This is a genomic window from Neptunomonas phycophila (genome assembly GCF_001922575.1).
Classification (GTDB): Bacteria; Pseudomonadota; Gammaproteobacteria; order Pseudomonadales; family Balneatricaceae; genus Neptunomonas; species Neptunomonas phycophila.
Genome location: NZ_MRCI01000001.1, coordinates 294110 through 315446 on the forward strand (window position 1 = coordinate 294110; position 21337 = coordinate 315446).

At 46.2% G+C, this 21337-nt stretch carries 21 protein-coding genes and 1 CRISPR repeat array; of the genes, 19 read left to right on the forward strand and 2 right to left on the reverse strand.

Annotated elements, in window-relative coordinates; all coding sequences use genetic code 11:
- Positions 1-5: 5 nt before the first annotated feature.
- Both cas5fv and cas6f read left to right on the forward strand, forming a co-directional pair.
- Positions 6-1016, forward strand: a complete 1011-nt coding sequence (gene cas5fv, locus BS617_RS01330; protein WP_075171126.1) for a type I-Fv CRISPR-associated protein Cas5fv — start codon at positions 6-8, stop codon at positions 1014-1016.
- Positions 1017-1024: 8 nt separating this feature from the next.
- Positions 1025-1576 carry a type I-F CRISPR-associated endoribonuclease Cas6/Csy4 gene (gene cas6f, locus BS617_RS01335; protein ID WP_075171127.1) on the forward strand — a complete coding sequence of 184 codons (552 nt, stop codon included), beginning with the start codon at positions 1025-1027 and terminating at the stop codon, positions 1574-1576.
- A 127-nt stretch (positions 1577-1703) separates the two neighbouring features.
- Positions 1704-4513: a CRISPR direct-repeat array (repeat unit 28 nt; unit sequence GTTCACTGCCGCACAGGCAGCTTAGAAA).
- Between the two features lie 66 nt (positions 4514-4579).
- Here the strand turns inward: cas6f and BS617_RS01340 are convergent.
- The gene (locus tag BS617_RS01340) at positions 4580-5263 is read right to left on the reverse strand and encodes a GntR family transcriptional regulator (protein WP_075171128.1); all 684 of its coding nucleotides are present in this window, start codon (positions 5261-5263) and stop codon (positions 4580-4582) included.
- Between the two features lie 425 nt (positions 5264-5688).
- Between BS617_RS01340 and BS617_RS01345 the strand changes: the two genes are divergently transcribed.
- From BS617_RS01345 to BS617_RS01365, 5 genes are all read left to right on the forward strand, one after another.
- Positions 5689-6684: a tripartite tricarboxylate transporter substrate binding protein gene (locus tag BS617_RS01345; RefSeq protein WP_075171129.1), complete on the forward strand. Its 996-nt coding sequence runs from the start codon at positions 5689-5691 to the stop codon at positions 6682-6684.
- 69 nt (positions 6685-6753) lie between these two features.
- Positions 6754-7275 carry a tripartite tricarboxylate transporter TctB family protein gene (locus BS617_RS01350; RefSeq protein ID WP_075171130.1) on the forward strand — a complete coding sequence of 174 codons (522 nt, stop codon included), beginning with the start codon at positions 6754-6756 and terminating at the stop codon, positions 7273-7275.
- A gap of 1 nt (position 7276) precedes the next feature.
- Positions 7277-8776: a tripartite tricarboxylate transporter permease gene (locus tag BS617_RS01355; RefSeq protein ID WP_075171131.1), complete on the forward strand. Its 1500-nt coding sequence runs from the start codon at positions 7277-7279 to the stop codon at positions 8774-8776.
- Positions 8777-8940: 164 nt separating this feature from the next.
- Positions 8941-9765, forward strand: a complete 825-nt coding sequence (locus BS617_RS01360) for a VOC family protein (RefSeq protein WP_075171132.1) — start codon at positions 8941-8943, stop codon at positions 9763-9765.
- Entirely contained in the window at positions 9762-10598 is an 837-nt protein-coding gene (locus BS617_RS01365; protein WP_075171133.1) for a sugar phosphate isomerase/epimerase family protein, read from the forward strand. The genes BS617_RS01360 and BS617_RS01365 overlap by 4 nt, the downstream gene beginning before the upstream one ends.
- Before the next feature lie 14 nt (positions 10599-10612).
- On the opposite strand, the gene BS617_RS01370 is transcribed toward BS617_RS01365, so the two are convergent.
- The gene (locus BS617_RS01370) at positions 10613-11143 is read right to left on the reverse strand and encodes a 3'-5' exonuclease family protein (RefSeq protein ID WP_075171134.1); all 531 of its coding nucleotides are present in this window, start codon (positions 11141-11143) and stop codon (positions 10613-10615) included.
- A gap of 325 nt (positions 11144-11468) precedes the next feature.
- On the opposite strand from BS617_RS01370, the gene BS617_RS01375 reads away from it, so the two are divergent.
- The 12 genes from BS617_RS01375 to BS617_RS01430 all read left to right on the forward strand — a co-directional run bounded on the left by BS617_RS01375 (position 11469) and on the right by BS617_RS01430 (position 21325).
- Complete coding sequence (locus BS617_RS01375; protein ID WP_075171135.1) at positions 11469-14270, forward strand: monovalent cation/H+ antiporter subunit A; 2802 nt, start codon at positions 11469-11471, stop codon at positions 14268-14270.
- The gene (locus BS617_RS01380; protein ID WP_075171136.1) at positions 14270-14635 is read left to right on the forward strand and encodes a Na+/H+ antiporter subunit C; all 366 of its coding nucleotides are present in this window, start codon (positions 14270-14272) and stop codon (positions 14633-14635) included. The genes BS617_RS01375 and BS617_RS01380 overlap by 1 nt, the downstream gene beginning before the upstream one ends.
- The gene (locus tag BS617_RS01385) at positions 14635-16158 is read left to right on the forward strand and encodes a monovalent cation/H+ antiporter subunit D (RefSeq protein WP_075171137.1); all 1524 of its coding nucleotides are present in this window, start codon (positions 14635-14637) and stop codon (positions 16156-16158) included. The genes BS617_RS01380 and BS617_RS01385 overlap by 1 nt, the downstream gene beginning before the upstream one ends.
- Entirely contained in the window at positions 16159-16650 is a 492-nt protein-coding gene (locus tag BS617_RS01390) for a Na+/H+ antiporter subunit E (protein WP_075171138.1), read from the forward strand.
- The gene (locus tag BS617_RS01395; RefSeq protein ID WP_075171139.1) at positions 16644-16913 is read left to right on the forward strand and encodes a K+/H+ antiporter subunit F; all 270 of its coding nucleotides are present in this window, start codon (positions 16644-16646) and stop codon (positions 16911-16913) included. The genes BS617_RS01390 and BS617_RS01395 overlap by 7 nt, the downstream gene beginning before the upstream one ends.
- Positions 16914-16925: 12 nt before the next feature.
- The gene (locus BS617_RS01400; protein WP_075171140.1) at positions 16926-17288 is read left to right on the forward strand and encodes a Na+/H+ antiporter subunit G; all 363 of its coding nucleotides are present in this window, start codon (positions 16926-16928) and stop codon (positions 17286-17288) included.
- A gap of 273 nt (positions 17289-17561) precedes the next feature.
- Positions 17562-17864, forward strand: a complete 303-nt coding sequence (ureA, locus tag BS617_RS01405) for an urease subunit gamma (RefSeq protein WP_075171141.1) — start codon at positions 17562-17564, stop codon at positions 17862-17864.
- A gap of 9 nt (positions 17865-17873) precedes the next feature.
- Positions 17874-18179 (forward strand): urease subunit beta, encoded by a 306-nt coding sequence (locus BS617_RS01410; RefSeq protein ID WP_075171142.1) that lies wholly within the window; start codon positions 17874-17876, stop codon positions 18177-18179.
- A 10-nt stretch (positions 18180-18189) separates the two neighbouring features.
- Positions 18190-19893, forward strand: a complete 1704-nt coding sequence (gene ureC / locus BS617_RS01415) for an urease subunit alpha (RefSeq protein WP_075171143.1) — start codon at positions 18190-18192, stop codon at positions 19891-19893.
- A 50-nt stretch (positions 19894-19943) separates the two neighbouring features.
- Complete coding sequence (gene ureE, locus BS617_RS01420; protein WP_075171144.1) at positions 19944-20429, forward strand: urease accessory protein UreE; 486 nt, start codon at positions 19944-19946, stop codon at positions 20427-20429.
- 20 nt (positions 20430-20449) lie between these two features.
- On the forward strand, positions 20450-20650 hold the full coding sequence (locus tag BS617_RS01425; RefSeq protein WP_075171145.1) for a hypothetical protein: 201 nt from the start codon (positions 20450-20452) through the stop codon (positions 20648-20650).
- 9 nt (positions 20651-20659) lie between these two features.
- Entirely contained in the window at positions 20660-21325 is a 666-nt protein-coding gene (locus BS617_RS01430; RefSeq protein ID WP_075171146.1) for an urease accessory protein UreF, read from the forward strand.
- Positions 21326-21337: the final 12 nt, after the last annotated feature.

Here is a 21337-nt window from a genome sequence, read left to right on the forward strand (position 1 = left end):
GAAGCATGAAAATAACCATTGAATACGACTCTTGTTGGCGTAATGCTTTTTTAGGGGGCTCAAATAATGAGCCAGTCCCTAAAAAAGGCCGTGAATTTCTAGGTTCAATGACGAGCTTAAAAAAAGACGGTAATTTTAAACTGTGTAAAAATACACTAGACACAGTAATGGGCGTACTGAATCGTTTGATTGGTGATCAACGTAAGCTTTATCAGGCGCGTAGCAAAATGTATGAAACCGCTTATTATTTCGAAAAGTTAGAAGATAAAGTGAGTTTTATAGATAAGCCAAGACTAACCAATGAAATGACCTACATCCGAAACATGAATGGCAGCACTGATCAGAATGCATTCACTGGAATGATAAAAGTCGCTGATCCTGTATTTACGTCAAAATACTCACAGCAGTTTTGGGGTGTGCTGAACCTAAGTTTCAAGCAGCTTTGTGATTTTATTATTTTCAATCCACCAGTAGTTGAAGTCATAGATCTAAATCCGCTTAGCATTATTAATCGTTTAGAATTTTTAAATAAAGAAAAAGCGATGGAAAATCAAGGTGATCTGGCCAAGGCGGTTGAACTGCTAAAGTCATCTTTTCCTGATATTGAGTATTATAATAAGAAAGGTCTAATAACACCTATTAGTATCTATTGTTCAGCTCTTTATTTACAACTTGAGCGCTTAGAAAGCGATTTTGATATGACATCTGCTAAAACTAAAGCAGGTGGTATTAGTGGGATATCCAAACGTGGATTTACCAAAAAAGATTTTATGGGAAGATATACTACAGGGCCAAAAAAAATAATATGGGGTAATCCATATATCAAAAAAGAAAAAATAAAAGGCCAAGGGGAGGTGACTTCCATGATGACCAAAGCCAGCGGCCAATTAGAAATTACTATTGATGTAGATCGAGATAAAGCCCAAGAAATAAAAACTCTGATTGAAAATGCCGGCGTATCGAGTTTTTACCTTGGTAAAAAAGGGCTGGCTTATGTTTCAAACATTCGGCTTTAGGAGCAACCATGGACTCATATATTGATATTCAATTAAAACCGGATAGCGAAATGCGCGAAGCAGAGCTTAGCAGCAAGGTTTTTACTAAATTCCACAAAGCCTTGGTCACGCTAAATAGCAACAATATTGGCATTAGCTTTCCGAAAGTACATACAAAATTAGGTCGTCTATTTCGTATACATAGTCAAGCTAGTGCATTACATGATTTGCAAGATTTAGAGTGGCTGGGAGCATTATCTGGTTATTGTCAGTTTAGTGCCGTTTCTGCGGTGCCTGAACAAGTGAAATACCGCGTTGTTTCAGTTAAACGCAGTAATTTAAGTAAAGCCAAGTTAAAACGTTTAATTGCTCGAGGCAGTATAGATAAAGAAGGTGAGAAGCGTTACAAAGTCAAAATGCTCAGCCAAGGGTTTGATAACCCTTACCTTGACTTGTTTAGTGGCTCAACAGGGCAGGTACACCGTAAATTTTTTGAATTTGGTGAGTTACAACCAAATCCAACGAGCGGAAAGTTTGATTCATATGGATTAAGCACCACAGCTACCGTACCTTGGTTTTAACCTATTTTTTTGCTCTTTAAAAATTCATTTTAAAAACAATAAGTTACAATGGTGGTTTTTAATAAGGTAAAAGAGTGTTTTTATCCTAACTGCTTGTTGTAACTTATTTTTATGCTGCTAATCTATTGTTCACTGCCGCACAGGCAGCTTAGAAATGATGCGACAACACCAGACGATGCGAGTTACAGTTCACTGCCGCACAGGCAGCTTAGAAAATAGTAAGCGGCTTTAAAGATTTAGTTTTTTCGTTCACTGCCGCACAGGCAGCTTAGAAAATTATTGCTGGCTTTCAAGCTTGTCAATAGGGGTTCACTGCCGCACAGGCAGCTTAGAAACATTTCTTGATATGTCAGCAACAGAGCCATTGGTTCACTGCCGCACAGGCAGCTTAGAAATAGAATAACATCAGGGCCACGAACAACAGAAAGTTCACTGCCGCACAGGCAGCTTAGAAATGACATTAAGATTACTCGTGCTGATGTTGCATGTTCACTGCCGCACAGGCAGCTTAGAAATCATAATTTTGTAAATTTGAATATTGCGAAATGTTCACTGCCGCACAGGCAGCTTAGAAAGATCAGAGCGCGAACATGAGCATGTAACAGTGGTTCACTGCCGCACAGGCAGCTTAGAAAGCGCTTAGTGCCGACGTTTCGCCGCCTACTGTGTTCACTGCCGCACAGGCAGCTTAGAAAAGGTGCGGGGAAGTCTCTCTATGCTACTAAACGTTCACTGCCGCACAGGCAGCTTAGAAATATTGCCAGTTTGTAGATTTCGATACCCTTTAGTTCACTGCCGCACAGGCAGCTTAGAAAATCAACTCATAACCACGGCGCACGATTGCCTCGTTCACTGCCGCACAGGCAGCTTAGAAATTCTTGAACCTGTGGCGAGGTGTAATACCCATGTTCACTGCCGCACAGGCAGCTTAGAAATGTCGGTTCTATTGTCTTCTATGATGAGTGTCGTTCACTGCCGCACAGGCAGCTTAGAAATTGAATCGCGCCGCCAAGGGCGACAAGGGCCTGTTCACTGCCGCACAGGCAGCTTAGAAAGCAAATAGCTCTGCACATATTAACTTAGCCAGGTTCACTGCCGCACAGGCAGCTTAGAAATGCACTGCTTTCGGTGCGGCGGGCGAGGAGTGGTTCACTGCCGCACAGGCAGCTTAGAAATTCTGTGTATGCTATATCGTTTGTGCCGACGCGTTCACTGCCGCACAGGCAGCTTAGAAATTATGGAATAGACAGCATAGGCATTAACAACAGTTCACTGCCGCACAGGCAGCTTAGAAAAACAGAAGCCGAAATAAAATACCAGCAAGCACGTTCACTGCCGCACAGGCAGCTTAGAAACATAACCCCTACCGCCGGGGCAACTATTGATTGTTCACTGCCGCACAGGCAGCTTAGAAATCCATTCCTGTCCAGTCAAAAATCTTTGTATAGTTCACTGCCGCACAGGCAGCTTAGAAATCGCGGCGCTAAGTGCAGTAAGGAGCAACATGGTTCACTGCCGCACAGGCAGCTTAGAAAATTCAATACACCGATAAAGAAAAAGGCACAGTGTTCACTGCCGCACAGGCAGCTTAGAAACGCTAGGGGCGCTTTGAATGGGTTAATCAATGGTTCACTGCCGCACAGGCAGCTTAGAAAGCAAGTGGAGCGTATATCGCCGTTTGATCTGTGTTCACTGCCGCACAGGCAGCTTAGAAAGTGAACAGCACATTGATGTTTCCTACGCTACGGTTCACTGCCGCACAGGCAGCTTAGAAAAAAGGGCAGGCTTGTAAGTGTTGAGCCGCCAAGTTCACTGCCGCACAGGCAGCTTAGAAATAATAAATAAAGGAGTATCTGGGCGCTCAATTGTTCACTGCCGCACAGGCAGCTTAGAAAAAACGGTACTACCGGTAATCATGGTTCAACTGGTTCACTGCCGCACAGGCAGCTTAGAAAGAAATCGTATGATTACGACGAAGATCAAGAGCGTTCACTGCCGCACAGGCAGCTTAGAAAAGCTTGATGATGAAGCTATTGCGCTACTCAACGTTCACTGCCGCACAGGCAGCTTAGAAATAAAGGACATTCAATATCATCTTCATATTTTAGTTCACTGCCGCACAGGCAGCTTAGAAAAGCGCGTAAGGCGGCGTTAGCGCGTCACCTTGGTTCACTGCCGCACAGGCAGCTTAGAAAGAAGGTGATCCAGCATATGCTTCAGGCCCAGGGTTCACTGCCGCACAGGCAGCTTAGAAACGCAAGGGGCGCTCTGAATGGGTTAATCAATGCGTTCACTGCCGCACAGGCAGCTTAGAAAGGCAGGCGGCTAAAAACGTATTCACCCATATCGTTCACTGCCGCACAGGCAGCTTAGAAATCCTCGCCCAAGGCGCGATACCTTTAACTTGTGTTCACTGCCGCACAGGCAGCTTAGAAAGAGAAGCTAGCGCAAATCAAAGAATCAGGCGGGTTCACTGCCGCACAGGCAGCTTAGAAAACACTACCGAAGCTGACATTAAAGAGCTTCAAGTTCACTGCCGCACAGGCAGCTTAGAAAGATCCGCTCATGGGGATTACAGCGCATTGCAAGTTCACTGCCGCACAGGCAGCTTAGAAACTTTCGGTGATCAGGGTAAGCAGCAAAGAACTGTTCACTGCCGCACAGGCAGCTTAGAAAATAAGAATTTTGAGCATGAGAGACAAGAACCGATCCACTGCCGCGCAGGCAGCTTAGAAACGCGAAAGAAACAGTGTTTTTAATTGAATTTGATCCGGTGACGCCGTGCTTTTATCCACTGCCGCGCAGGCAGCTTAGAAAACTTCAACTAGTGCTGCTCTCTTGTGTGACTCGTTCACTGCCGCACAGGCAGCTTAGAAAACCCAGTGCGATGACTTGTGCGGCTAACGAGCGTTCACTGCCGCACAGGCAGCTTAGAAAATACAATAACCTGTTGGCTAGGGTAGCGCCCGGTTATCAGAGGCTGGGCGCGTGTTTAACAATTGCCTAAAAAACTGTCTCGATAATACGCTGATTGGAATGTTCTATATGAGCTTTGAGTAGTTCACAGGCGGTTTTGTCATCTCGTTTAAACGCGGCTTCCATGATGAGTTTATGGTCATCTTGATGGGCTGTGTTTTGAGTGTCGTTAGTCGTTTGCTCTGGTTGATGGATAAGTGACAGTCGGCGATATCGTTCGGATTGATCATAGAGTGTTGATAAAAAACGTAATTGCCATTGTGATGGGCATTGGCTGATCAGTGCCAGATGAAAGAGCCTGTTTTCTCTAATCAGTTCGCCTGCCATGGCTTCGCGTTGGCCTATGGCTTGTTGTTTGATGGTGATTTCGCGATGGCGTGCTCCGGCGATGTTTGCTTCCCAGTTGAGATCGCCCAGCCGAATAGACTGTGCCAACGCATCTACTTCTAGCATGACTCGTAAGCGCGATACTTCTAAAAATTCTTCTAATGAGACTGGCGCTGCCCAGTAGCCTCGTTGCCCTTTACGGATCACTAAACCTTCGGCATCGAGCCTAGATAAGGCTTCTCGGATAGGAGCGGCGCTGGTCTCGTACTGCTGCGTTAGGTGGTTGATAGATAATTTACTGCCGGGGGGAATGGCGCCGTCAACTATATGCTGGCGTAGTTGTTGGTAGCTGGTGTTCGGGTCCTTGGTGTTTTTTATTGTCATGATATCGCCGCATTTTTTGTTGTTAGTTATGTGGTATTTGTCCGTAAATGCCTTACGTAACGGTATCTTATCATCTCAGTATGGATATGACCTGAGGCTTAGTTTCTTTATCTTATATCACTATTGATATAATAAGTGCGATGTTTTTTTAATTGATAGGAGCTAATCGCTTTCGTACTATCAAATTAAGTAAGATGAACACTGCCGTATGGGTTTGCTGGTAGTTCAAGGTAACATTGGACGATTAGGTGCAAACTGACGGTTAGTTGAAGCTGGCTATCATGAAATGGCTGGTTTAGGATTGTTGAGGCCCTCTTAAGGATTCATAATCTGCATTAATCTTAGTTAATCCGGTACTTTAGCGAGCCTTCCACGTGAGGCCGGACCCCAATATTAAGCATAATAACAATGAAGGAAGCTATGCTATGAAAACCAAGTTTATTAGTTCGTTAGCGGCACTGACGTTTATTTCTACGGCGGCGTTTGCTGAGTACCCAACAAAAGATATTCAAGGTGTTATTCAGTGGGGTGCGGGTGGCTCTACGGATACAGTGATGCGCTCGGTAGCGCCACACGCTGAAAAAGTGCTGGGTACGGATATTATTCTTACGAACAAAACCGGCGGTGTGGGAGCAATAGCAACAAAGCTGGTGAATGCGAAAAAAGCCGATGGTTATACTTTGTTGATGGGCGCTGAAAACCCACAAATGTATAAAGTGCTTGGATTAGCAAACATCGATTATTCGGATATGATTCCGGTTAATGTGTTGGCTCGTGGTATTCCTATTTTTGTTGCCAGCAACGATGCTCCCTACAATACCATCACGGAAATGGTTGAATATGCATCGGCAAACCCTAAAAAAGTTAAATTTGGTTCTACCGGGCCTGGCGGTTTGGCTTCAATTGTTTCTGCTATGTTAGATGGTGAAGTGGGTATTGACGTAACCACGATACCGTATGATGGGGACGGCCCGGCTCTAACTGCTTTACAAGGTGGTGCTATCGATGTGATGCCTGCGGTGCTGGGCGCAGCGATTGAGCATATTAAAGCCGGTCGTATGAAGGCTATTGGTTTAGTCGATACGGTTGCTAATCCTTTACTTCCTGATGTTAAACCCATTACAGAAGAACTGCCTGGGTTTGCTAACTACCTGCCGTACGGACCATTCTTTGGCGTGTTCGTGAAGAAAGGCACACCGGATGAAGCAGTAGCTAAATTAGTAGAAGCTTTCAAGGCCGGTGCTGAAGCACCTGACTTTAAAGAGCTGATGGACAAGCGTGGTTTTAGCATCATGAACCTGTCTGGAGACGCTGCGAATAAGTTCCTTGATAACTATCGTTCTGTTTCTTCTTGGGTTGTATTTGATTCTGGTATTGCTAAGCATTCTCCTGAAGATTTTGGCATTAAGCGTCCAGAGTAAGGCGTTAGGTGTTATGCGGAGCCCCTTTTCTGGGGCTCTTTCTTTCGTACATTTTATCGGTAAATCCTGATGGTCGACTCTACGCAAAAACAGCCAGGCGAAACGGTCTTTGGCTATTTGATGCTGTTGCTCAGTGTTTTTTTATTTTGGCAGGCATATCAGATATCTGGCTTTGAGGCGCTTAGTTCGCCAGGGGCTTTCCCGCTAGCTGCGGCTGGTATTATGGTGATCTCTTCGTGTGTTGTTGTAGTTAAAAACGCACGACGTCAATCGCCTTCACAGGTAGTGGATAGTTTTTTTACGCACATTTTACCGCCACTTGTTGCGGTAATGATTGCTTTGATCTTGGTATATGCCGTGGTGTTGGATTCACTCGGTTTTATTCCAAGTACCTTTGTTTTTCTATTGATCGCGATTCATTTATTACATCGTCGCAGTCTGGTTAGTTCTTTGGTGATTACAACCGGAGCCCTCATTTTAATCTATGTGATTTTTCGTTTGGTGTTTCAAATTATTTTGCCTGAGGGGATTGTCCCCGAACGAGAAATTTTAGCGTGGTTGGGCAACCTATTCGGGGCTGAGGGGAACTGATATGGACGCATTAAGTAATTTTGCCATTTCTTGGGTGTCTCCTGAGTTAATGGGGTTAACTGCATTAGGTACCTTCTTAGGTATTTATGTAGGCGCAATACCGGGCTTGTCGGTAACGATGGCCGTTTCTATTTTGATTTCCTTTACCTTCTCGTGGGATGTTAATCATGCCTTGTGTCTCATGGTGGGGATTTACATGGGCGGCGTTTACGGTGGGTCGCGTACAGCTATTCTGTTGAATATGCCAGGGGCGCCGTCGGCCATAGCTACCGCCTTGGATGGCTATCCTATGGCGCAAAAAGGGGATGCGGGTAAAGCTATTGGTTTGTCGACTGTTATGTCGGTTATCGGTGGCTTTGTAGGTATCTTTATCTTATCGATTGCAGCGCCTGTGGTGAGTGATTTTGCATTAACTTTCCAGCCACGTGATTACATGATGATGGCAGTGCTGGGCATTATGTTAGTGGGATCTCTTGCGGGTGACAGCTTGGCTAAAGGGATTTTTTGTGGCGCGTTAGGCATGCTGATTGGTACGGTTGGCCTTGATCCGTTGACGGCAGAAGAACGTTTTACGTTTGGTGTTGTTGAGTTATGGAACGGTATTAACCCCGTTGCCGTGATGATTGGTATGTTCGGCATCTCGGAAGCGCTCACACAACTGCACTACATGGAAAAAGCAGCCGTTCGGCAAAAGTTGGATAAGATCTTGCCGGCTTGGCGGGATGTTTATAAATATTTGCCTTTAAGTCTGCAAACATCCACGTTGGGTGTAGTGGTTGGTGCGTTACCCGGTACAGGAGGGGATATTGCCGCGTTAATGGCTTATGACTATGCCAAGCGTACAACGAAAAACCCCGAAGTACCCTTTGGCCAAGGCGCAAAGGAAGGTTTGATTGCACCAGAAGCTGCAAACAACGCCGCTGTTGGTGGCGCTTACATTCCTATGCTGACACTTGGAATACCCGGTGATGCTGTCACCGCTGTGTTTTTAGGGGCATTGTTTATTCATGGTTTAAACCCAGGGCCTATGCTGTTGGCCGAGCAGCCAGAAATGTTTTGGTTTACGGTGGGTAACCTAACCATGGCAAATATTTTTGTGCTCATTTTTGGACTAACGGGTATCCGTTTGTTTACCAAAATTGTGGAGTGCCCTAAAGGCGTTTTAATCCCGCTTATCTTTCTGTTGTCAGTTGTCGGCTCGTATGCGATTAATAATTCGGTCACGGATATTTGGTGGATGCTAGCCTTTGGTGTGTTGGGCTACTTTATGAAGTTGTATGGCTTCCAAGTAGGGCCTGTTATTTTGGGTGTTATTTTGAGCCGTTTGTTAGATGAAAACTGGAGACGTGCGATTATTTCTGATCAAGAAAGCTTAGGCATGTTCTTTGGTAATTTATTTCAAAGTCCGCTTTCGACTTTTTTGTTTGCCGCGATTGTGTTGATCCTTGTTTCGCAAACCCCGTTATGGGGAATATGGAAAAAGAAAAAAACAACCGCATAGTCCTATGAATAAAGCCTCTTTATGGGGCTTTTTGTATGATTTAGACAGGTGTTTTAGTCGGGGTTGTCTAAGAATCGATGCTACTAATTTGATTTGATAGAACCTACACTGTTAGCGCTATTCATCTGCGCTAATTTATTGATGATTCTAAGGAGGCTGCTGGTATGCAACCTGCGTTTTTAAGTGCCATTCAAATGAAAGGGCTAGAGTTTATAGAACTGGCCACCCCGGATGCGGCGCCACTGGCTATATTTTTGGAATCAATGGGCTTTACGGCTATTGCGCGCCACCGTCACAAGCCTGTTACTTTATATCGTCTGGGGCATATCAACTTAATCGTCAATAGCGCCAGTACGGGGGCCGTACATGACCAAGCTGTTGAGCGCGGTGTCTCTATCTGCGCTATTGCTATAAGGGTAGATGATGCCCAAGAGGCGTATCAATCTTTAATTAATGCGGGTGCATGGGAAGCAGAAACCCAAGCGGGTGTGATGGAGTTGAATATTCCTGCCATTGAAGGTGTGGGTGGAACGCACATTTATTTGATTGACCGCTTTGATGATCGAGTCAGTATTTATGATATCGATTTTATGCCATTAGATGGTCAAGGCTCTCGCTTTTCGGTACTGGCTGACGATAACGCTGCTTGTATCTCATCGTTAACACTGGCTGTAGCCAATGGTCGAGAACAACAGTGGAATGATTTTTTTGTGCAGTTGCTTGGCTTTTCGTTAGCGGGTACGGGCGTGATTAGCCAAAGCGGGTTAGCGGTTAAGGTCGATGGAAGCGAGTTGTCTGCTGGGGCTGATATTGGTGATGAGTATTATAGTGCTATCACTTTTAAGATAAGTAGCCAAACGGTCTTAGAGAAGATAGGTGCGCAAGGAGACTTAACCTTCCTTGAAACAGAAGATGATAATTGTGTGCAAGTGAAACTGCCCGCCACGTTTCCCTCTGCCATTGTTTGGCGTTTTGAGGTAGCTGCATGAGTGTTCCTACGCAAAAAATTGCGGTTAGCCTAACCGGGCTGACGGGGGATTTTGGTGATCGTTTATCGGTTATAAAAGCAGCGGGTTTTGACCGTATAGAGCTGGATGCGGTCGAGCTCTCGAAGCAAGGCGATTTGCGCTTGGCGGAAAGCCTGTTGCTGGAAAGCGGATTGAAGTTATCTGCTTATAAAGAGTTTAAAGATTTTACGGGCCATAAGGGCCATGTTATTCGTTACAAAATGCAACTGGCTCAAGCTAATTTGAAGATGATGGCCGCTTTAGGCTGTAACTTGTTAGTGGTGACGCCATCCGCACGCAACAGAACAGATAGTGATGATGAAATAATCGCTCAATTACGCGCGTTGTCTACTTTGGCCATGTTGCGAGGGATAAAAGTGGGGTATCGGCCTTTGCCTTGGTCTGACCATGCTTACGATTATGAATCCGCTTATCGTTTAGTCGAGCAGGCTGGTAACGCTAACCTAGGGCTTGTTGTAGATAGCTTTCACAACCTGACTGATCTGAATATTGATGAGCTTTTCACGCAGGTGCCGGGGGATAAAGTTTTCCTTATCCGCTTATCTGATTTTGCCATGAGCACCCTGTACACCTTGGAGGATAAAATAGAAGTTGATCATCATCAGCGTCTTTTTCCCGGTGAAGGAGGGCACTCAAGTGACCTCACGACCTTATTGCGTAACTGTCAAACAGCGGGTTATCAAGGGGATTTAGTGCTCAGTGCCAATGATGATCGGTATCGATTTTCATCATTGGAAACTGTAATCGCTAAAGCGAGCCAGTCACGGGACTGGGTTTTATCGAAGTTGAATTAAGCACAGTGTTAATGCTACGCCTGTAGTTTTTCCGGTTCGGATGTTCTGCTATAAGCTTTAAGCCATGTGGCTTGGATGATTTTGGCATCGGTTGACGCGCGGTGGCGAGGAATACAGAGATCGGCAATCACTTCCCGTTTTGTTTCGTCCCAAATATCAATCATGGCTTCTGTCATTACGGTTTCGATGGATGAAAGCCAAAAGCGGGGGGCAACGCCTGCTTCATAAAACAGTTTATTGAACCAAGTCGAGTCTACAGCCCAAGCATCGCTAAAAACGGTGCGCCCTTGCAATAAATGATTCAACTCGATGGCGACTTCTCGGGTGCTTTGTCCGCGTCGGGTAATAATATCACGGCTAAGACCATGGAGGGTTTCGGCTTCCTCTGACCAATAGCTCCAATGACGAGCAGGCTTTATGAGCGCGCAAAAACAGTGTGTATCGGATTGATAAAAACCGATTTCTATGGGGTAGCTTTGTTCGCTAAGCCCTGAAGCCTCAATATCAAGAATAATGGGCGGGTTTTGAGCGTTATGTCGAAACATAGATCCGTAACTCCTGTTTTGCATCCAGCGTGGTGTTAATATCGTTCCTTGATGACGGTGTGCGTTAGCACAAAGTCTGTACGGTCATAAGACGGTCATAAAGCTATTATAGACAGCGTTTGCTTAAGTGCCGAATATTGTTTATGTTTTTGAGCCTCTTTTACTATGCTTGTAGGATAGACGTAGAATTTTAACATGCGATAATCTATGCCTCATGTATAAGGTCACCGTCTTCTAGTGTGTAAGTGGAGTAATGCAGTTGATTAAATAGTACGTATAGAAAGCCCGATAAGAGATAAGTTAAATAGGACCGGAAAAATTGCGTATGGATTTGTTTTTACTGCTGGTATTACCCCTAGTTGGTATTGTTGTTCCTCTATTGGCTAAAAGCTGCAGCCGCACTTTATGTGCTTTTTTGACAGCGATCGCCCCCGTTACGGCTTTAATTTTGCTGCTAACGATGAGCCAAGATTTATTGGATGGCGTCGTACTATCGTCATCCCTTTCATGGATACCCGCTATGGGGATGGATCTGTCAGTCCGCCTTGATGGTTTGGTTTTCCTCTTCTTGATACTGATCTTCGGCATCGGCGCATTGGTGATACTCTATGCGCGTTATTATTTGTCGCCCGACGACTCGATGGGGCGGTTTTATTGTTACTTCATGATGTTTATGTCCGCTATGGTGGGTGTGGTCGCATCAGGTAACATTATTCAGATGTGGTTTTTTTGGGAGCTGACCAGTATTAGCTCCTTCTTGTTAATCAGTTTTTGGTCTTCACGTACTGATGCTCGCAAAGGGGCACGGATGGCACTAACCGTAACCGGGGCTGGTGGTCTCGCTCTGCTGGCAGGGTTGCTATTAGTTGGCCAAGTCGTAGGTAGTTTTGATTTAGAGACTGTACTTAACAGCGGTGATGCTCTCAGGGAGTCCGGCGAATACCCATTTATTTTGGTGTTGGTGCTGTTAGGTGCCTTTACAAAATCAGCGCAGTTCCCCTTTCACTTTTGGTTGCCTCAAGCAATGGCAGCACCTACACCGGTCAGTGCTTACTTGCATTCTGCGACCATGGTAAAAGCGGGTATTTTCTTGATGGCCCGTTTTTACCCCGTTCTGTCCGGCACGGAAATGTGGTTCTTAATTGTTAGTTTAACAGGCTTATGTACCTTTCTTTTTGGTGCGTATATGGCCTTGTTTAAGCACGACCTTAAAGGTTTGTTGGCTTACTCAACGATCAGCCATTTGGGACTGATAACGTTGCTGTTTGGTTTGGATACTCGTTTAGCAACTGTGGCGGCAATCTTCCATGTTATCAACCATGCAACGTTTAAAGCATCGTTGTTTATGGCGGCCGGTATTATTGATCATGAGTCGGGTTCGCGCGATATGCGCCAGCTTAATGGTTTGTGGAAGTATATGCCGTACACGGCCACGTTGGCGATTATCGCGGCTGCGTCAATGGCTGGTGTTCCTTTGCTGAATGGTTTCTTATCAAAAGAAATGTTCTTCAACGAGACGTTAGATCAAGGCTCGTTAGGGTCGCTATCATGGATTATTCCGGTACTTGCAACCTTGGGCGGTGTTTTTTCCGTCGCGTATTCAACGCGATTTATTCATGATGTGTTTTTTAACGGCGAGCCCGTTAATTTACCGAAAACGCCTCATGAGCCACCGCGCTATATGAAGCTGCCAGTCGAGATATTAGTGGGTTGTTGCTTGCTGGTAGGTATTGTCCCCGGTTTAGTGGTTGCTCAGTTATTAAACGCGGCCTCATCCGCATCTTTGTTGGGGCCTGTACCATATTACAGTTTGGCAATTTGGCATGGCTTTAACTTGCCGCTAATGATGAGCTTTGTGGCAATGGCTGGTGGTTTCTTTGTGTATTATAACCGCCGAACCTTGTTTCATTTTCAAATGCAGTTTCCTGAGCCGGACTCAAAAGTCGTTTTTGAACGTTGGGTCCAAAGAGCGATTAAAGCGTGCCGGTTTGGTCATGCCTATATCGAAAATGGCTCGCTACAGCGTTATATCTTCTTGCTGTTATTGGCCACACTGGCCGTTACAGTGACACCGCTTACCGCTTTGCAGCAAACATCGGGTCTGAAACCGCAATTACCCATGGATGCTGCATCAGTAACCGCTGCTATCTTGCTGGTGCTCAGTGCAGTAGCAACGGTGATCTGGAACCGTAAACGGCTGGTGGCTTTGTTGATGTTATCTGTTGTGGGGTTGATTGTTTCAATCGCTTTTGCGCGGTATTCCGCTCCCGACTTAGCGTTGACCCAGTTAGCGGTAGAGGTAGTGACGGTTATTTTGTTAATGTTGGCGCTCTTCTTTTTACCTCAGCAAACGCCTAAAGAGTCGTCGCCGCGTCGATTGGTCAGGGATATAGGTATTTCTGCCTTAGTGGGTGGTGTGATCGGTACCGTCAATTACGCCATGATGACCCGTCCACTCGAGACGATATCTGACTTTTTTGTTGCTAACAGTAAAACCGGTGGTGGCGGTACCAACGTGGTTAACGTCATTTTGGTCGACTTCCGAGGCTTTGATACCTTAGGTGAAATAACCGTGTTAGGTATCGCTGCTATTGCGATTTATAAGCTTATTGTGGGAATGCGTTTGTATATGCCTTCCGGCGATGAGTATGGCCGTCATTGGAGTACCGACACATACCCAATGGTACTTGCAGTTATCTCTCAAATTTTGTTGCCTCTGGCCTTGTTAGTCTCGGTCTACATCTTCCTTAGAGGGCATAATGAACCCGGCGGCGGCTTTATTGCTGGCTTGATTACCGGAGTCGCGCTCATACAACAGTACATCGCAAACGGTGTTGGGTGGATGAAAGCGCGCGTCCATATTAATTATCAGTGGATGATCGGCTCTGGCTTGTTAATAGCTGCTTTTACCGGTGTAGGCAGTTGGTTCTTCGATAAGCCTTTCTTAACATCATGGTTTGATTACTTTAAATGGCCTTGGGTGGGTAAGTTTGAGCTCGCCAGTGCCATGTTATTTGATTTAGGTGTGTACTTAACCGTTGTCGGAGCAACTATGCTGATTTTGGCTAACTTAGGAACATTAACGACATCGGAACGTCCGGATGAACGCGTGTTGGAGGATCAGTAATGGAATTGATTTATGCTGCCTGTGTAGGGCTGTTAACAACATGCGGGATTTTTCTAACGCTACGCGGACGTACTTTTCCTGTTGTTGTCGGTTTAACTATGCTCTCGTATGCCGTTAATTTATTTTTGTTTTCAAGCGGCCGCTTGGTGGTGAATAAGCCTGCTGTGCTTGGTCAATCGGAAACGTATGCCGATCCTTTACCACAGGCCTTGGTGCTGACAGCCATTGTTATTGGTTTTGCAATGACGGCGTTTGCCGTGATCCTAGCAATGCGTGCGCGTGCAGATTTAGGCAATGATCATGTTGATGGTCAGGATTTTGGGACAGATCAATTAGCGGATAAGGACAAGGAGAAGTCTAAGTGATGGATCACTTGCCCATATTACCTATCCTAATACCGATGTTGGCCGCTGTTTTGATGTTGTTGCCACCGGTGGCCAACAGCCTAGAGCGCCAGCGTGTTGTAGCATTTGTTGCCTTGCTTGGGCTGGTTGGCGTGGCTATCGAACTGCTCATAATTAGTTTGAGTGGGTCGATTCAAGTTTACCAACTAGGGAACTGGCAAGCGCCTTACGGCATAGTGCTGGTGGTTGATCGCTTAGCTATTTTAATGGTGCTGCTGACGGGCGTATTAGCCTTAGGAGCATTATTGTATTCGACGGCCGGCGATGACCGAGGCGGAGTGTTCTTTTATCCGCTCTTTATGCTGCAAATAATGGGTATCAGCGGAGCATTTTTTACCGGTGATATCTTTAACCTCTTTGTATTTTTTGAGGTGCTGTTATTAGCCTCGTATGCACTGTTAATACATGCTGGCGGTAAACAGAAAACCCAAGCTAGCTTGCATTATCTGATCTTAAACCTCATCGGCTCTTCGCTATTTCTGTTTGCCTTAGGCATTCTGTATGGCACCTTAGGAACGCTTAATATTGCCGATATGGCGCTCAAAGTACGCGAACTACCTGAAGCAGAACAACAATTGGCGCGTATTGGCGGGCTATTGCTGTTGATCGTCTTTGGTCTTAAATCTGCCATGTTCCCACTTCACTTTTGGCTGACCAAAACCTACTCAAGTGCTAGTGCACCTGTGGCGGCGCTGTTTGCGATTATGACAAAGGTGGGGATATACAGTATTTGGCGAATCCATACAGTTGTATTTGGACACCATGCCGGTGAGCTTGCCAACCTAATCCAGCCTTGGCTGTGGCCGGCTGCAATCTTAACGATATCCGCGGGTACTTTGGGCGCGTTGGCAAGCCAATCCTTACGCCAGTTAGTGTCTAATTTGGTGATCGTGTCTGTTGGCACTATGTTAAGTGCGGTAGCCATTAATACTGTGCAAGCCACCACGGCAGGGCTTTATTACTTGATACATTCAACGTTGGTTACCGGGGCGCTCTTTTTACTGGCTGATGCAATTGCCGAACAGCGTGGTAAAGCGTCTGACCGGTTTGTTCGTGCTCGACGAATGACCAGCTCGCTGCCTTTAGGCATAGCATTTGCCATCGGCATTTTATCCATGACCGGCCTACCACCGTTTTCCGGGTTTGTGGGTAAGGTATTAGTGCTACAATCCAGTGTGGGCGCAGCTCAAATGGCATGGGTATGGGGTGCTGTTTTAATCGCTAGTTTGATGAGTGTTATTGCCGCATCACGGGGCGGATCAACCTTATTTTGGCGTATTAGCAGCGAGACCAATGAGAAAAAAATAATCGCGAAACCCAAGCTGTTTGCCATCTACTTTTTACTATCTGCTTCTCCGTTGTTAGTGATTTTTGGTGGTCAAGTCTCTGACTTTACCTCGCAAGCCGCGTTACAGTTATACCAATTGGGCGTTCAGCCTGAGTTATTGTTACCCACTACACCATCATTAGGGAGTCCTGAGTAAATGCTACGACGTATATTCCCTATGCCGACTCACAGCTTAGTGCTGTTTATTGTATGGCTGTTGCTTAACCAATCGATAGCGCCGGGACATCTACTGTTGGCGTTAATTTTTGCGCTCCTGATTCCGATTCTAGTGGGAGGTATGCAAGCTGAGCAGCCGCACATTAGGCGTCCTATTAAAGCCGTTATATATTTTCTGCGAGTTTTGGTTGATATCATCGTTGCGAACATCGAGGTAACGGTGCAGCTCATGCGTCCGGTTAAGTATTTACAGCCGGCATTTGTCGCGATTCCGCTGGAGCTAACAGGAGATTTTCCTATTACTGTTTTGGCAAGCACCATTTCGTTAACGCCGGGTACCTTGTCAGCTGAGGTTTCAGAAGATAAGCAGTGGTTATATGTGCATGCGTTGCATATGAAAGATGAAACCACCCTGGTGCGTGAAATTAAGAAACGTTATGAAGCGCCGCTTTTGGAGATATTCGGATGCTAGAAATTAGCTTGATGATCGCCACTGCAATGGTCATGGTGTCCTTAGTGCTTAATGTATGGCGGCTGTTTCGTGGGCCAGATAAGCCTGATCGAATATTGGCGCTGGATACTATGTATATCAACAGTATTGCGCTGATTTTATTGTTTGGTTTGTTTATGGGTACCGCCATTTATTTTGAAGCGGCGCTGATGATTGCAATGCTGGGCTTTGTAAGCACAGCGGCTTTGTGCAAGTACTTATTGCGCGGCGACATAATTGAATAAGGGTAGTGTGTTATGCCATTTTGGGTAGAGTTGATAGGCTCAATTTTAATACTGTTAGGTGGTTTCTTTGTGCTAATGGGCTCTATAGGTTTGGTGAAAATGCCAGATTTCTATATGCGATTGCATACACCGACTAAAGCGACCACGTTAGGGATGGGGGCTATATTGATAGCCTCTATGATATTGGTGAGCGTCAATCAAAATGGGTTAAGTGCGCATGAATTGCTTATTAGCATTTTCTTGTTCATTACCGCACCGGTTACAGCCATGATGATGGCCAAAACGGGTTTGCATTACCACCTTAAAATCCACAAGGGTACGCTTAACCGCGATCTGGCGGACATCGCTAAGCAGCGCCAGCCGCCCAATCACTGATTAATTGCGCACCAATGTGGACTTGAGGGTCAGTATTGGTGCGCTTTCTGTTCAATAACAGTGCTCTGCGTTCAGGTGACTGCTCAATAAATATCGGCCCAGCTTTCATCTAAGTCGCTTCTCCTCCGAAATAAGGCGCTTATCGTGTGCCTCATCCCTTCTTGATAAAGAGAAAAGTTATAAAGCGCTAACTGGTATATTCTTTGCTTTTCTGGTCTAGTTAACGATAGATAGTTGACGAGTCGATCAGGATTAGAGGAGGTACCGAAAGCGATGGAACTTACCCCGCGCGAGAAAGATAAACTCTTGTTATTTACCGCAGCCTTGTTGGCAGAGCGCCGCAAAGATCGAGGCTTAAAGCTCAATTACCCTGAGTCGATTGCTTATATTAGTGCCGCTATTCTTGAAGGTGCACGTGATGGAAAAACCGTTGCCGAGCTGATGGATTATGGCCGTACTTTATTAACGGTTGATGATGTCATGGATGGTATAGCCGAGATGATCCATGAAGTGCAAGTTGAGGCCACTTTTCCAGACGGTACTAAGCTAGTCACTGTTCATGATCCCATTGTGTAGGAGACCATTATGATTCCGGGCGAAATGATTACACAAGCGGGCGATATAACCTTAAATGCAGGACGTGACACGGTAACGATTAGCGTCGCAAACACGGGTGATCGACCTATTCAGATTGGCTCACACTACCACTTTTATGAAGCCAATAACGCTTTGCGATTTGAGCGCGATAAAACGCGTGGTTTTCGTTTAAATATAGCCGCTGGCACCGCGGTGCGGTTTGAACCAGGGCAAAGTCGAACCGTTGAGCTGGTCGCGTATGCGGGTGACCGCAAAGTGTTTGGCTTCCAAGGCAAAATAATGGGCACCCTGTAAGGAGATTCGGATGGCAACTATTTCACGACGCGCCTATGCAGAGATGTTTGGCCCAACCACGGGTGACCGCGTTCGACTAGCGGACACCGAGCTATTTTTAGAAGTAGAGCGGGATTACACCACCTACGGCGATGAAGTTAAATTTGGCGGTGGCAAAGTTATCCGTGATGGCCAAGGTCAAGGCCAAGCACTGAGTGCAGAGACGGTTGATCTCGTCATCACTAATGCCCTGATTTTAGATCACTGGGGTATTGTAAAAGCAGACATCGGCATTAAAGCCGGTCGTATTGCGGCCATAGGTAAAGCCGGTAACCCTGATGTGCAGCCTAATGTAAATATTATTATTGGCCCTGGCACCGAAGTGTTGGCTGGGGAAGGCTCCATTGTTACAGCCGGTGGTATTGATGCGCATATTCATTTTATCTGCCCGCAACAAATAGATGATGCACTCATGTCGGGCGTAACCACCATGATTGGCGGGGGTACTGGCCCAGCAACAGGTACAAATGCGACAACCTGTACACCAGGGCCTTGGAATATTCATCGTATGCTGCAAGCGGTGGATAACTTGCCGATGAATATAGGTTTCTTAGGTAAAGGTAATGCGAGCCAGCCTGAAGCTCTGCGTGAGCAGGTAGAAGCGGGTGTAATGGGCTTAAAACTGCATGAGGACTGGGGAACGACTCCGGCGTCCATTGATTGCTGCTTGTCCGTTGCTGAAGAGATGGATATTCAGGTCGCCATCCACACTGACACTCTAAATGAGTCCGGTTTTGTAGAAGACACGCTAGCAGCGATAGGTGATAGGGTTATTCATACGTACCATACAGAAGGGGCCGGAGGCGGGCATGCGCCTGATATTATTAAGGCGGCAGGCCTTTCTAATGTATTGCCTTCATCGACCAACCCAACACGTCCTTATACGATCAACACCGTTGATGAACATTTGGATATGTTGATGGTATGCCATCACCTCGATCCTAGTATTGCTGAAGACGTAGCTTTTGCTGAGTCGCGGATTCGTCGTGAGACCATTGCCGCCGAGGATATCTTGCATGATTTAGGCGCTTTTTCGATGATTTCTTCAGACTCCCAAGCGATGGGACGGGTGGGGGAGGTCATTACTCGTACATGGCAAACAGCACACAAAATGAAAGTGCAACGAGGGCCGTTAGAGGGTGATTCAGCTGATAATGATAACAATCGCCTGAAACGTTACATCGCAAAATATACGATTAACCCCGCGTTAGCCCATGGTATTTCTCATGAGGTCGGTTCAATTGAAGTAGGTAAGCTTGCTGATATTGTGCTTTGGAAGCCCGCGTTCTTTGGGATTAAGCCCAGCACTATTTTGAAAGGCGGCATGATTGCAGCCGCCCCGATGGGCGATCCTAATGCCTCAATTCCTACTCCGCAGCCGGTGCATTACCGCCCTATGTTTGGTGCGATGGGAGGTGCCTGTCATGCTACGTCAATGTTGTTCTTATCGCAGGCCGCCGCTAAAACGGACTTGGCCGAACAGCTAGGCTTAAAGAGTTTGATTGGTGAGGTAAAAGGCTGCCGTACGGTACGTAAAGCCGACATGATTCACAATAACTATCAGCCTGATATTTCAGTCGATCCGCAAACCTATGAAGTAAAAGCGGACGGGGTATTGCTAACATGCGAACCTGCTGACGCGTTGCCAATGGCACAAAGGTACTTCTTGTTTTAGACCGTTCACGTTTAAAAAGACGGTGTTGAATAAGTGAGTAAGAGGGAACAATGAAGCAATTTACTAAACAAGTTGACGTGAGCTTGGCTAGCCAAGCCACATTAAGCTTGCCTATCAATAAACGTATTAAAGGGCGCTTGCGGGTCGAGTTAGACACGGGCGAAGAAGCGGGCTTATTTTTACAACGAGGCATCACGCTACGCGATGGAGATCAAATCGCTACGGAGGATGGCTATGTTGTTCGTATTATCGCCGCGAATGAGTCTGTCTCCACCGTTCAATGTCATGATCCGTTGTTACTCACTCGTATCGCTTACCACCTAGGTAATCGGCACGTACCTTTACAGGTAGGGGATGGTTTTGTCCGTTATCAGCATGATCATGTACTCGACGATATGGTGAAGGGGCTAGGAGGCCAAGTAGTTAGTGAACAGGCGCCTTTTGAGCCTGAGGCGGGCGCCTATGGCGGCAGTAGTAGTCATGGACATCATGAACACGGCCACCATCACGCGCATGCACATGATCACGAGCATTAATTTTTTGGGAGTTAATTAAAATGAAACATCTAATCACTGCGGCTACGGTTGCTCTAATAAGCCCTTCGGTATTGGCACATAACAGCGAAACAGCATCGAGCCTGCATGCAAGCCTCTTACACCAGTTTACCGCTCCAGAACATGTATTGCCGTTAGTAGCTGTGCTCGCGCTGGCTGCGTATGCTCCGGCGCTTTATCGTCGTATTCGCAACCGTAAATAAGACACACAGATGCTAGCGGATTTACGACTCTATCAATTAATTAGCCCTTCTTTGCCTATTGGAGCGTTCACCTATTCGCAAGGCTTGGAATGGGCAATAGAAGCAGGCTGGGTAAAAAATGAGCAGGCTTTGGAGCAGTGGCTCGAAAGTGTGCTGGCACATAGTGTTAGTACGCTCGAATTACCTGTGATGATCCGCTTATGCCGAGCGTTTGAGGGGCAAGATATTGAAGCGGTTCATTACTGGACTCAGTTTCTGATTGCCAGCCGAGAAACCTCAGAGCTTCGTAAAGAAGAGCGACAACGAGGCCAAGCATTGGCCACCTTATTGCCCAACCTCAATGTGGCAATGGACGATTCCGTTATCGAAGCCGTGCGTAGCACGCAGATAGCCGGCTTTGCACTGGCCGCGCAACAGTTTGATATTTCAATTCAATCGGCGTGCGCGGGATATTTATGGAGTTGGTTAGAAAATGCTGTAATGGCGGGTGTCAAACTGGTGCCTTTGGGGCAAACATCAGGGCAAAAGTTGCTTATGCGCTTGAGCGAGCGAGTCCCAACGGCAGTTGAACGAGCATTAGCCATAGTGGATGACGAGGTGGGTAGTTCTACACCTGCATTGGCTATCGCCAGCAGCCGCCATGAAACACAATATACACGGCTATTCCGTTCCTAATGAATAGCCAAA